Source organism: Rhizobium sp. X9, assembly GCF_018873185.1.
Lineage (GTDB): Bacteria > Pseudomonadota > Alphaproteobacteria > Rhizobiales > Rhizobiaceae > Agrobacterium > Agrobacterium oryzihabitans.
The window spans coordinates 321503-334498 of sequence record NZ_CP071312.1 but is presented as its reverse complement, the minus strand read 5'-3'; the positions used below and the strand labels follow the sequence as shown (position 1 = coordinate 334498).

Here is a 12996-nt window from a genome sequence, read left to right as displayed (position 1 = left end):
CAGGGAGGAAGAGGCCGTTGAGCAGCGCCGGCATGGTCGTAAACACCGAAAAATATTCGGCTATGGCTGACGAACAGTCCAAATCCACTCGTCTGGACCTGCTCTGTCGGTTATGCGTGATCCCCAGAAGCTGATTCCATTTTCCTTGCGCACAACATAAGCTTGTCGCATTTCGTAATATTTTACCGTTGGCCACTTCCGGCTGGAGACCCGCATCATGACTAAATCCGACAATCTGCCCGCAACCCAAGGCACGGGAAGCAAGCTTCGTTCGCGCGCGTGGTTCGACAACCCCGCCAATGCGGACATGACCGCGCTTTATCTCGAGCGTTACATGAACTTCGGTCTCAGCCAGGCCGAGCTTCAGTCCGATCGCCCGATCATCGGCATTGCGCAGACCGGCTCGGACCTTTCGCCCTGCAACCGTCACCATCTGGAACTCGCCAACCGCCTGCGTGAAGGCATTCGCGAAGCCGGCGGCATCGCGATTGAATTTCCGGTCCATCCGATCCAGGAAACCGGCAAGCGCCCGACCGCCGGTCTCGACCGCAACCTCGCATATCTCGGCCTCGTTGAAGTGCTTTACGGCTATCCGCTCGATGGCGTCGTTCTGACCATCGGCTGCGACAAGACCACGCCTGCCTGTCTTATGGCGGCGGCCACCGTCAATATTCCGGCCATCGCCCTTTCCGTCGGCCCCATGCTGAACGGCTGGTTCCGTGGCGAACGCACCGGCTCCGGCACCATCGTCTGGAAGGCGCGCGAACTGCTGGCCAAGGGCGAGATCGATTATCAGGGCTTCGTCAAGCTCGTCGCTTCGTCGGCCCCCTCGACCGGTTATTGCAACACCATGGGCACCGCGACGACCATGAACTCGCTTGCCGAAGCGCTGGGCATGCAGCTTCCGGGTTCTGCCGCCATTCCGGCACCCTACCGCGATCGTCAGGAAGTGTCCTACCTCACCGGCCTGCGCATCGTTGAAATGGTCAGGGAAGACCTCAAGCCTTCCGACATCATGACCAAGGACGCCTTCATCAACGCCATCCGCGTCAATTCGGCCATTGGCGGCTCCACCAATGCGCCGATCCACCTCAACGGCCTTGCCCGCCATGTCGGCGTCGAGCTGACGGTGGATGACTGGCAGACCTATGGTGAAGACGTTCCGCTGCTCGTCAACCTGCAGCCGGCGGGCGAATATCTCGGCGAAGACTATTACCACGCCGGTGGCGTTCCGGCTGTCGTCAACCAGCTGATGACCCAGGGGCTCATCATGGAAGACGCCATGACCGTGAACGGCAAGACCATCGGTGACAATTGCCGTGGCGCCATCATCGAGGATGAGAAGGTTATCCGTCCCTATGAGCAGCCACTCAAGGAGCGCGCCGGTTTCCGCGTCCTGCGCGGCAACCTGTTCTCCTCCGCCATCATGAAGACGAGCGTGATCTCGGAAGAATTCCGTGGCCGCTACCTCTCCAACCCAAATGATCCGGAAGCCTTTGAAGGCCGTGCCGTGGTGTTCGACGGTCCGGAGGATTACCACCACCGCATCGACGATCCGTCGCTGAAGATCGACGCCAACACCATCCTGTTCATGCGCGGTGCCGGTCCGATCGGTTATCCGGGTGCGGCGGAAGTGGTGAATATGCGCGCACCGGATTATCTTCTGAAAGAAGGCGTCAATTCGCTGCCCTGCATCGGCGATGGCCGTCAGTCCGGCACGTCGGGCAGCCCGTCCATCCTCAACGCTTCCCCGGAAGCGGCGGCAGGCGGCGGTCTCGCCATCCTGCAGACGGGCGACCGCGTCCGCATCGACGTGGGTCGCGGCAAGGCCGATATCCTGATTTCCGGTGAGGAACTGGCCAAGCGTTACGAGGCGCTGTCTGCCGAGGGCGGTTACAAGTTCCCCGACCACCAGACGCCCTGGCAGGAAATCCAGCGCGGCATCGTCAGCCAGATGGAAACCGGCGCGGTTCTGGAACCGGCCGTCAAATATCAGCGCATCGCCCAGACGAAGGGCCTGCCGCGCGACAACCACTAACGGTAAGGTTGCTTTGGCCGACCTCTTTTTTACATCAGCCCCGGGTTTCATCCCGGGGCTGACATTTTTTATCTTCGATTGAGCGCCCGGAATTCAGAACTACCGGAATCGAGGTACGATTAGTCCTTCGGTTGGCTCAGCTGATTTCCCAGATAGGGCTGGAAGAACATGTAAAGCCCGCTGAAAATCAGCAACGTCAGCGGAAGCAGCGGCGCATAAACGATCACCAGCGGCGTGGGACCGAATGCCATTGAGCCAAAATTCGCCAGAATGGTGACGGTCAGCAGAATCCCCAGCCAGCGATGGCCCTGTCGTATCCAGTGTCTCAAGATCAAACTCGCCTCCGCGAAAAATCATCCAGGATGGAATGTGGCACATGGGCGCGTCTCAACGCGCCTGAACCAGCTTCCAGCCATTGCCGGAAGGATCGCGGAAGCTTGCATCCACCGAGCCGTAGCGGGTGATCGGTTCCTGGGTGAATTCGACACCGCGTTTGTTCATGGCGTCAAAGGCTGTCTGACAATCCTCGACCACCAGAACCAGCGGTGGCATCGCACCTTTGGCCACGGCTTCGTTCAGGTTTTGCGCCGTCGCTTCGTCAACGGTCGGCGCCTGCGGCTGAAACAGGCCCAGTTGAAAATCCGGCTGGTCCGGGTGCTGAACGGTCAGCCAGCGGTAATCGCCGTTGCGTGCGTCCGTATGCACCCGAAATCCGACTTTCTCGACATAAAATTGCAGCGCTTCGTCCTGGTCATGAACGTAAAGCCCGACGACTTGAACACCATTTTTCATGAGCTATCTCCCTTTGGCCCGTCGTACCTACCGCTTTCCGTCTGTCGGCGCTTCTCCGAAACTGCGATTGTGAGGTGGGGGCGATGGGCGGCGCTGACGAAACAATGCGGAACCTGCTCAAGATCTGCCGGCGAAGCCCGTATCCGCCGCCGCAATTCACTGGGATTTTCCCCGGTCACGTCACGGAAAATGCGGCCAAACGTACCGATGTTGTTCCAGCCGGTCTGCAAGGCGATTTCGATGATCGGAAGGTCCGTGTCACGCAACAGCGCAACGGCACGCTCGACCCGGCGGGTCAAAAGATAGCGGTGAGGGGGTATGCCGAAAGCATCGCGAAACGATCTCGCGAAGTGGGCCTGTGAGGCGCCACTGACGCGCGCAAGGCGTGAAACAGGCCACGCCTCATGGGGTGCGGCGTCCATATGATCTCGTGCGCGCAGAAGGCGGCGCAGCAGTTTCAGGTCTCTGTTTGCAGAGTTTTTGTCATTTCCGGACCGGCGCATGCGCCAATCATTGGATGAACCGGCGGCCCTTGACAAGGTTCATGCCCTGTCGGCCGCCGTTCGACGCTCAAATCACCGGATAAAGCGACCAGAAGAACAGTTCATATTCCTGGTCGCGGTCGTCATTGTGCTGTTCGTCATCCGGTCTGCGCGGAGTCTTGTCCTGAAAATCGGTCTCCACCCGCTCATTAACGACGGGCATCCTTCGGCCGATGCCAAAGAGGTCAAAGGAGAGCATGTTGAACCCTGCTACCATGGCCGTTTCCCTTCTTCACGCGAGTTAACGTAGCGTTAAGTTTCGCGCGTTGCCACGATTTCGTCAAGATTGGCCCGGGAATTTGTCTACCATTTTTAACAACAATGACGTGATCGGCGTTCCGCCGGTGCCGGATTTCGCGCAATGATCGTTTATCTGTGCGATTACAGAGCACCCTTGGAGGCTTCAGAATAGCTTTTTTCGGCCGCTTCCAGTGCGGAATCAGTGTCTGTGGCATGGCCGAGGCTTTTCAGCGCGCTGGAAACGGCGGCGATATTGGCTTTTACCGCATCCGGATTGGCGCGCCTGCCGGTGTGGTTGAGCCTTATCAGCCTTTCCGCCCCGGGGCCGACGCCGCCGGAAATATCAGCGCCCTCTTGTCTGGAGGCGGCCGAGAGAAACGCCCCCGCCTCGACGGTATCCGGCAATATTGCCGTGGAAACCAGCGCGGAAGCATGTGTCTCCTCCACCCATGTCGTTATGCCAAGCGCCTTGATGCCGGCGCGCGCAGCGGCTGCCGCCCGCTTATGGCGTTGATTGGCGGATGCGAGACCTTCCACCTCGATCCTGTCCAGTGCCGCCTCAAGGGCGAAGAATTCCAGTGGGGCCGGCGTTCCGGGAAGCGCGCCGCGGCCGGTATCAAGCCAGAGTTTTTTCTGGTCGAGAAGCGAGAGCATGGAGTTTTCCGGCGCTGCGCCATGGGACAGAAGCTCCCACGCCTTTGGGCTGACCGAGATGGCTGAGACCCCGGCTGGACCCGCCAGCGCCTTTTGCGGGCCGATGACTGCGAGATCAATCCCCAGCCGGTCCGCCTCGAAGGCATGGCCGCCGATGGAAGCGACGGCATCGACCACGGTGACGATGCCCCTGTCTTTGGCGAGTGCTGCGATGGCGGGCAGGGGATTGAGAATGCCACTCGCCGATTCCGCATGGACGATGGCGAGAAGATTAAAGCCGGTTCCATCGTCCAGCGCCCGCTCGACCTCCTGAAGGGAGATCGGTTTGGCAGGGCTGGCGGTGAGGTTGCGGACGGTCGCTCCGCCTCGTTCCAGCCAGCCGCCGAACCATGCGCCGTAGGGGCTGGTGACGATATTGAGCGCTCTCAGACCTGGCCGCGCGAGGCTGGTGGCTGCTGCTTCAAGCGCAAGCACCGCTTCCGCCTGTATCAGAAGCACATCGTTTTTCGTGCCCATCAGGGCCGCCAGCCTGTCAGCAAGGACGGCGTAACGGTCTGCAGGAAAGGCGGGCGGGTCGAGAAGCAATGCGTAATCCGGGGCGGGCATGTCGTCTTATCCTTGCGTGGTGATGGTGAGCCGCGGCGCAGCCTCGATCAGGGTTCGGGCAGTCGAGGACTGCGGTGCGGAAACGATGTTTGCGGTCCTGCCTATCTCAACGATCCGTCCCGCCTCCATGATAGCGACGCGGTGGCAGACGGCGCGGATGACAGCGAGGTCATGGGAAACGAAGATACAGGCAACGGCCGTCTCGCGCTGTATCTCCACCAGCAGCTCAAGAATTTGCCGGCGGACGGAAACATCCAGTGCCGAAACCGCTTCGTCCAGAATGAGAAGCGACGGCTTGAGCGCAATCGCCCGTGCAATCGCCACGCGCTGCCTCTGGCCGCCGGAAAGCTCGAAAACGGATCGGCCGGCATGGCTGGCGGGCAGGCCGACACGGTCAAGAAGGCGGCGGATTTCTGCCGGTCGCTCCCGTCTGTCGACGATGCGGTGGATACGCAGCGGCTCGCCTATGGCGTCCTCGACGCTGGCGCGCGGATTGAACGCGCCATGCGTATCCTGAAACACCATCTGCATCTGTCGCCGGGCGGCGCGCAATTTGCTGCCATCGAGCGTCAGCCAGTCACGGTTTTCAAAATTGACGGTGCCTTCGTCGGCGGGGATCAACCGCATCAGGATGCGCGCCAGCGTCGATTTCCCGCAGCCGGAGGGGCCGGCAAGCCCCAGCGTCTCGCCGGGCTGAAGTGAAAAGGAGATATCGGAAAGCGCTTCCACCGTGCGTCCGCCGGTCCGGTAGGTTTTCGAGAGGTCTTCGACGCTGAGGAGAACCTCATTCATGGCAGTGCCTCATTGATAAGAGGCGGTGTGGAGAGATCGAGATAATTGGAGAGCAATGCGCGCGTATAGTCATGCGCAGGCGAAGACAGCACCCGCCGGGTCGCGCCATGTTCCACCAGCCGTCCCGCGCGCAGAACCGCGATCTCGTCGGCAAGGCTGGAGGCGAGGCCGATATCATGGGTGATGAAGACCAGCGTTCTTTCTTCCTCGCGGACCAGACCGTCCAGCAGCGCGGCAATGGCGGCCTGGCTGACCGTGTCGAGCGCGCTCGTTGCCTCGTCGGCGATCAGGATTGCGGGATCCGCGGCAATGGCGGCGGCAATCGCCACACGCTGCCTTTGCCCGCCGGAAAGCTGATGCGGATAGGCGGCAAGAAGATGCGAAGGATGCGGCAGCCGCACCCGTTCCAGAAGGTCGCGGGCAAGATCCCGTGCCTGGCGCCATGAAAGGCCGAGATGCCGCACCGCGCCTTCGGCCACCTGTTCGCCGATGGTCAGAACCGGGTTCAGCGTCGCGCCGGTATCTTGAAAGATGGTGCCGATATCGCGTCCGGGCAATGGCCTGTCGGTGAAAAGACCACTGTCGCGGCTCCAGGAGATATCTCCGGTAATCCGCGCATCGGCGGGAAGCAGCCCGGCAATGGCCCTGGCGAGCGTCGACTTGCCCGAACCGCTTTCGCCGATGATCGCCAGCCTTTGGCCCTGCCGGATCGTCAGTGAAACATCCTGCAGCGCCGGTGCATCGCCCGCCGCATAGCGGACGCTGAGATCGTCGATCCGGCAGAGTGCATTGCCGCTCATGGCGCGTCCTTCCGTGTCGCCATCGCTTTGTTGATGCCTTCCGCCAGAAGATAGACGCCGATGACGGTCACCAGAAGGCCGATGCCGGGGATAACGGAGAGAAACGCCGCCGAGCGCAGGACGTTGCGTCCTTCCGCGATCATCGAGCCCCAGGTGACGATATTCGGATCGCCGAGACCGAGGAAGGACAATGCGGCTTCGGTGAGGATGGCGGCGGCGACGATGATGGCGGCAAGCGCCAGAACCGGCGGGAGGGCATTGGGCAGGATCTGCCGAAAGGCAATCTCCAGCGGATGCATGCCGATGGCGCGGGCGGACTGCACATAATCCCGCTCGCGGATGCTTAAAACCTGCGCGCGCATCAGCCGTGCCGGATCCGCCCAGGCGCCGAGCGCAATCGCAAGGATGACGATGGGCATGGAGGGGCCGATGGTGCTGACAAAGGCGAGCGCGAGGAGGAAGTTCGGCACGATCTGGAAGGCGTCGGTAACGCGCATCAGGGCTTCATCGATAAGCCCACCCGCAAACCCCGCAATGGTGCCGATGACGGTGCCGATCATGAGGGCGGCCGCGGCAGCGCCGATGCCGACGAGCAGGGATGCCTGTGCTCCGTGGGCAAGTTCAGCCAGCACATCCCGGCCCAGCCGGTCGGTGCCGAGAGGTAAGGCGGCGTCCGTGAAGGGCGCTATGAGCGGCTCGCCGATGATCGAGAGCGGATCGCCGGGAAACAGGAGGGGCGCGGCAAGCGCTGTCACGGCAAGCAGCGTCAGGATAATGACGCCCGTTACGCCTTCGAAACTGCGCAGGAGTCGGGAAGCGAAACTCATGCCTGTTGCTCCCCGCTGCCGATGCGCGGATCGAGAACGGAATAGAGAATATCGACGGCAAGATTGACGAGGATGACGAAGACGGCACTCGTCAGGATGATGCCCATCAACAGCGGCGTGTCGCGGCCGCTGACGGCTTCCTGCGCCAGCCGGCCAAAGCCGGGAATGGCGAAGACGCTTTCGATCACGACGCTGCCGCCCAGCATGGTGGCCGCTTGCAGGCCAAGCACGGTGATGAGCGGCAGGGCAGCGTTGCGGGCGACATGGCGCAGCACGATCCGGCGTCTCGAAAGCCCCTTGGCCTTGGCGAACAACACGAAATCCAGTGGCCAGACCGCCGCCATGGCCGTGCGCATGACACGCAGGAAAAGCGCCAGATAAATCAGCCCGAGACTGGCGACCGGCAGGACGAGATGGCGCGCAATATCGAGCGCCCTTGCCATGCCCTGTTTTCCGGACGCGATGGTTTCGATGCCTGACGTCGGCAGCCATCTCAGTTGCACGGCAAAGACGATGGCGAGCACGAGGCCGAGCCAGAAGCCCGGCGTGGCGTAAAGCGCCAGTGACAGGGCCGACAGCAAACGGTCCGTCAAACCGCCCGGACGCGCGCCCGCGACGATGCCGAGCGCTGTGCCGGTGATGAAAGCAAGCGCGGTGGCGCTGCCCATCAGCAGCAGCGTGTTCGGCAGACGCTCGAGGATCAGCCCCAGCACCGGCCGGTCGAAGGCAAGCGACCAGCCGAAATCCAGCCGCAGCACCGAACTGGCATAGAGCCAGAAACGGGCCAGCACCGAACCATTCAGCCCATATTGCTCGCGCAACGCATCCCGCAGCCCGGCATCGCCGCCGCCGATGGAGACGAGGTATGCATCGACCGCGTCACCTGATGCGTTTTCAAGCAGGATGAAGGTGAAGATGAGAACGATAAGCAGCACTGGAATGGCGCTGACCGCTCTTCTCCGCAGCAATGTTGCCGCGCGTCTCACGGCGCTCCCTCAGGCATCGACCGCGGTATCGGCCCAGTTGGAAACGGCCCAGCGCGGATTGCTGGCGACATTTTTGACCTTATCGCGCGCCACCGTGATGAACCCCCATTCGGCGACATTGATCAGCGGCAGATCGGCGACGACCTGTTTCTGGAAATCCTTGTAAAGCGCCGTTCGGGCCGCCGCATCCACCGTCACTGCCGCCTTGTCGATCAAGTCGTCCAGTGCCTTGTTCTCGTAGCCGCCCTGATTGGAGAAACCGACGCCGGCCGGAATGCCGGAGCGGACCAGAATGGTGGTCGAGATTGCCGGATCGCCACGGAAGACCGGCGGCGCAACGGCGAGATCGAAGGCGTGATCGGTGTAGACGGCTTTCTGGTGCGCGGCGGAGTCATTATTGACCAGATCGGCATCGATGCCGATTTCCTGCAACGCCTGACGAAGATAGGAGCCGAACTGCTTGGTTTCATTGAAGTAGGGTGCGGGCAGAAGCTTCAGCGAGAAACGCTTTCCGTCGGGCCCGCGTGCATAACCCGCCTCGTCCAGAAGGGCATTTGCCTTGGCGACGTCGAAATCATAGGTCTCGACATCGTCGGTGTAGAACTCCGGCGCGTTCTTCGGAACGGGTCCGGTGGATGCCGTGGCATAACCGAGGAAGACCTTGTCGATGACGAATTTCCGGTCGATGGCATGGGCGATGGCCTTTCTCACCTTGAGATCGGCCAGCTCCTTGCGACGATGGTTGATTTCAACCACGAGCTGATAGGTCAGCGCCTCGTAGCCATCGGCAATCACCTTGATGCCCGGCACCTTGGCAATGCGGGCAAGATCGGCAAGCGGCACGGCGGAAAAGGCGGCGAGCTGGATTTCTTCCGCTTCCAGTGCAGACGCGGCACCCGCCCGGTCGGGCAGGACGCGATAGATGATTTCCTCAAGCTGCGGCTCACCCTTGTCCCAATAGTTCGGGTTGCGGGTCAGGCGATAGTATTCGCCGGGCTTGTATTCCGCAAAAACGAAAGGCCCGGTGCCGACCGGTTTGGCATTGGCCGGGTTGGTGGCGATATCTGTGCCTTCATAAAGATGTTTCGGCACGACGCTGGTAACGACCGGCAGCGCATTGCGGATGAGCTGGAATGGGGTGGGCTTGGAGAAACGGAAGACGGCCGTGTGGTCATCGGGCGTCTCCACTTTTTCAAGATTGGCAAAGACCAGCCGGCCGAGATTTTGCAGCGGCTTCCACACCGACAGTGCCGAAAAGGCCACGTCCGCCGAAGTGAAGGGCTTGCCGTCATGCCAGGTCACGCCCTCGCGCAGCTTGAAGGTGGCGCTCAGGCCATCATCCGATCCCTGCCATTCGGTCGCAAGGCGGGGCTCCAGCCCGTCCTTGCCGCTGAAGGAGGCTTCCGCAAGTGGCTCGACGATCTTGCTTGAGATGTAAAACACGCCGTTGGAGGCGACGATGGCCGGGTTGAGGTTCTTGGGCTCGGAATCGGCCGCGACGATCAGCCGTCCACCCGGTGCCGCCTGCTGTGCTGCGGCAATGCCGGCAAGTCCGGTGGTTGCGGCAAGAGCGAGCGAGGTCTTGAGAAGCGAGCGGCGGGACAGGTGGACAGGCGACATGAATTCACTCCGGAATGAGGGCGGGGCGGGCCTTTCCGCAGGGCCGCGGCCTGCCCGATCTTAAGACTGCAACCTCGGCAGTGTCCACGTTAATTCGTGGGCTTTACAGCAATGATTTTACGTTGCGTACGCGTTTGCGGAAACAATATGCCTCAGAGTGACGAGCCTCTTTTCTCCCGCCGTCTCGATTGCAGGCTGGCGTTGCTCAAAAATCTGATTTAGCGCAATGAAATTAAAGGCTTGTGGTGCCAAACCCCAAGCGCCATCTGCCGTACTTCGCCTGTGGAGGAGGTGAAAATCTGCCTCCGCCGCCCGGTTTGGAAAGGGGTAATTAACCTTTATTTTCTATTTCAAAAGGATCGAAATATGTACGTTTATGATGAGTGTGCACGCTGCCATGAGCTTCTCCCGATCCAGATTCCAGAATCCGTCCAATAGCGTAGGGGAGGGGAGCGACAAGGCTCGTGATGCCGGCAGCCAGGTTGCCGGTCAGCAGACGGCGGCAATGAAGGCGGGTGTTGCCCCCCGTCCGAATGCCGATGTCAGTGCCGCAGACGCCATCGAGGGTCGGGCTGAGATGCCGGGCTGGCAGAATGCTTTCGTGCTTGGCCCGAATGTCCGTTTTACCCGTACGCCCGAGAGCGCCTTTAGCCGGCGCATGCCGGTCGAGACGCCGCATATTCCTGAAGAAGAACTCGCCGCTGCTGTCCTTCCCGAATCTGCCGAGCCTGAAACGGTCGCGCAGCCGGAGGCCGTCGTGCAGCAGGAGATTGTGCAGCAACCGGTGGTGAAGTCGCCGGAACGACGCCTCCCGCCGCCGCGCATGCCGTTTCTGCCGCAGCCGCCCGACGCACGGGGTGCGAGAGCGCTGACCTACAAATTGCGTCTGGAGCTTGCCCGCAAGCAGGCGGAAGAGGCTGCCGCTGCGGCCCTGACGCCGCTTCAGGCAGATGCGACCGTGATCGTTGCAACGCCGATGCCGGCAATATCTACACTCGCTCAGCCGCTGCCCGAAGCGTCGCTTGCCGATGCCGGGCAGGTCGCCGTGCCGCAGGCTTCCATTCCTGCTTTTGCCGCCCATCTGCCGGACGAGCTTTTCTGGGAGGTCATGACGCTCGATCTGCCTGATGATGCCGGCGAGGGCGTTTCCGCATCCGCGCGCGCCGTGCTCGCAGGTCAGGTACGGGTAAATCCTGTGCTGACAGCGCCGGTGGCTGCAGCGCCCGTCGTCACCTCCGCATCGCCCGCAACCGCCCCCATCCGGCTTTCGGCCGAGCCCCCCATTGTCAGAGTCCCCGGCGGTTCCGCCATCCGGCTCTATCGCGAGATCGGCGTACGTCAGTCCGTGGTCCCGGCCGCGGTTGAGATTGCCGAACCGGAGATCGCACCGCAGCCGGTCGTGGAAGCGGCGGTGGTCGCGGAACCGCAAAAGGCTGTGGAGCAGGCTCAGCCGGTGGAAAGAATTGTGGCCGAGCCGCGTTTTACGCCCCGCGCGCCCATTCAGGCTTCTCAGCCAATGTTCCGGGAAGCACCGGTCTTTGCAGAGGGCGAATATGAATACCCCTCCATCGATCTTCTGCAGCAGGCTCGCGTGCAGCAGACCACGACAATGACCCCGGAGGCGCTGGAACAAAGCGCCGGGCTTCTTGAAAGCGTGCTGGAAGATTTTGGCATCAAGGGCGAGATCATCGATGTCCGTCCCGGCCCCGTCGTGACGCTTTACGAGTTCGAGCCCGCACCCGGTGTGAAGTCCTCGCGTGTTATCGGCCTGTCCGACGATATCGCCCGCTCCATGTCGGCGCTCTCGGCGCGTGTTGCCGTCGTGCCCGGTCGCAATGTCATCGGTATCGAACTGCCCAACCCGGTGCGCGAGACGGTTTACCTGCGTGAGTTGATCGAAGCGACTGACTACAGCGAAACCCGTCAGAAGCTCGCGCTTTGCCTTGGCAAGACCATCGGTGGCGAGCCGGTGATTGCAGAACTGGCGAAGATGCCGCATCTGCTCGTTGCCGGCACCACCGGTTCGGGCAAGTCGGTCGCCATCAACACTATGATTCTGTCGCTGCTCTACCGGTTGAAGCCGGAGGAATGCCGCCTGATCATGGTCGATCCCAAGATGCTCGAGCTTTCGGTCTATGACGGTATTCCGCATCTTCTGACGCCTGTCGTCACCGATCCGAAAAAGGCGGTCATGGCGCTGAAATGGGCCGTGCGCGAAATGGAAGACCGCTATCGCAAGATGTCGCGTCTGGGCGTGCGCAATATCGACGGTTACAATGCAAGGGCGGCTGCCGCCCGTGCCAAGGGCGAGACCGTGTTCTGCAACGTGCAGACAGGTTTTGACCGCGCCACCGGCGAGGCTGTCTACGAGCAGGAGGAAATGGACCTCACGGCCATGCCTTATATCGTCGTCATCGTCGACGAGATGGCCGACCTGATGATGGTCGCGGGCAAGGAGATCGAAGGGGCGATCCAGCGCCTGGCGCAGATGGCACGTGCTGCTGGTATCCATCTCATCATGGCCACCCAGCGCCCGTCCGTCGATGTCATCACCGGCACCATCAAGGCCAACTTCCCGACCCGCATCTCCTTCCAGGTGACGTCGAAGATCGACAGCCGCACCATTCTCGGCGAACAGGGTGCGGAGCACCTGCTCGGCCAGGGCGACATGCTGCACATGATGGGCGGCGGCCGTATCGCCCGTGTCCACGGCCCGTTCGTTTCGGATGAGGAAGTGGAAAAGGTCGTGGCACATCTGAAGACTCAAGGGCGTCCGGAATATCTCGGCACCGTCACGGAAGATGCCGACGAAGCCGACGAAGAGGCGGAAGAGGAAACGGCGGTCTTCGACAAGACGTCGATGGGTGACGACGACAGCGACGATCTCTACGAAAAGGCCGTAAAAGTCGTCATGCGCGACAAGAAGTGCTCGACTTCCTACATCCAGCGCCGCCTGTCCGTCGGCTACAACCGCGCCGCCTCGCTGGTGGAGCGCATGGAGCAGGAAGGCATTGTCGGGCCTGCCAACCATGTCGGCAAACGCGCCATCATTGCCGGCGAGCGCGACGCCTATGAGGCAATGGGCAGCGACGACTGATT

General features: G+C 61.6%; 12 protein-coding genes. 2 read left to right on the top strand and 10 right to left on the bottom strand.

The features are described 5' to 3' along the window. Positions 1-217 precede the first annotated feature (217 nt). Positions 218-2038, top strand: a complete 1821-nt coding sequence (locus tag JZY08_RS16575) for an IlvD/Edd family dehydratase (RefSeq protein WP_216332622.1) — start codon at positions 218-220, stop codon at positions 2036-2038. Positions 2039-2157: 119 nt separating this feature from the next. Here the strand turns inward: JZY08_RS16575 and JZY08_RS16570 are convergent, their stop codons facing one another. From JZY08_RS16570 to JZY08_RS16525, 10 genes are all read right to left on the bottom strand, one after another. After that, a complete protein-coding gene (locus JZY08_RS16570; RefSeq protein WP_216333431.1) occupies positions 2158-2367 on the bottom strand; it encodes a hypothetical protein in 210 nt (69 codons plus the stop codon). A gap of 58 nt (positions 2368-2425) precedes the next feature. Continuing rightward, entirely contained in the window at positions 2426-2830 is a 405-nt protein-coding gene (locus JZY08_RS16565; protein WP_216332621.1) for a VOC family protein, read from the bottom strand. Further along, positions 2827-3333, bottom strand: coding sequence for a helix-turn-helix domain-containing protein (locus JZY08_RS16560; RefSeq protein WP_216332620.1), 507 nt, complete (start codon positions 3331-3333; stop codon positions 2827-2829). The genes JZY08_RS16565 and JZY08_RS16560 overlap by 4 nt, the downstream gene beginning before the upstream one ends. Before the next feature lie 67 nt (positions 3334-3400). Beyond that, on the bottom strand, positions 3401-3589 hold the full coding sequence (locus JZY08_RS16555; RefSeq protein ID WP_035243619.1) for a hypothetical protein: 189 nt from the start codon (positions 3587-3589) through the stop codon (positions 3401-3403). Between the two features lie 164 nt (positions 3590-3753). Continuing rightward, a complete protein-coding gene (locus JZY08_RS16550) occupies positions 3754-4872 on the bottom strand; it encodes an alanine--glyoxylate aminotransferase family protein (RefSeq protein ID WP_216332619.1) in 1119 nt (372 codons plus the stop codon). Between the two features lie 6 nt (positions 4873-4878). Further along, the gene (locus tag JZY08_RS16545) at positions 4879-5664 is read right to left on the bottom strand and encodes an ABC transporter ATP-binding protein (protein WP_216332618.1); all 786 of its coding nucleotides are present in this window, start codon (positions 5662-5664) and stop codon (positions 4879-4881) included. Further along, positions 5661-6464, bottom strand: coding sequence for an ABC transporter ATP-binding protein (locus JZY08_RS16540; protein WP_216332617.1), 804 nt, complete (start codon positions 6462-6464; stop codon positions 5661-5663). Before JZY08_RS16540 ends, JZY08_RS16545 begins: the two co-directional genes overlap by 4 nt. Beyond that, positions 6461-7291, bottom strand: a complete 831-nt coding sequence (locus JZY08_RS16535) for an ABC transporter permease (protein ID WP_216332615.1) — start codon at positions 7289-7291, stop codon at positions 6461-6463. The genes JZY08_RS16540 and JZY08_RS16535 overlap by 4 nt, the downstream gene beginning before the upstream one ends. Next, positions 7288-8277 (bottom strand): ABC transporter permease, encoded by a 990-nt coding sequence (locus JZY08_RS16530; RefSeq protein WP_216332613.1) that lies wholly within the window; start codon positions 8275-8277, stop codon positions 7288-7290. The genes JZY08_RS16535 and JZY08_RS16530 overlap by 4 nt, the downstream gene beginning before the upstream one ends. Before the next feature lie 9 nt (positions 8278-8286). After that, the gene (locus tag JZY08_RS16525) at positions 8287-9897 is read right to left on the bottom strand and encodes an ABC transporter substrate-binding protein (RefSeq protein ID WP_216332611.1); all 1611 of its coding nucleotides are present in this window, start codon (positions 9895-9897) and stop codon (positions 8287-8289) included. Between the two features lie 376 nt (positions 9898-10273). Here JZY08_RS16525 and JZY08_RS16520 point away from each other — a divergent pair, with 376 nt between their 5' ends. Continuing rightward, positions 10274-12994, top strand: coding sequence for a DNA translocase FtsK (locus tag JZY08_RS16520; RefSeq protein ID WP_216332610.1), 2721 nt, complete (start codon positions 10274-10276; stop codon positions 12992-12994). Positions 12995-12996: the final 2 nt, after the last annotated feature.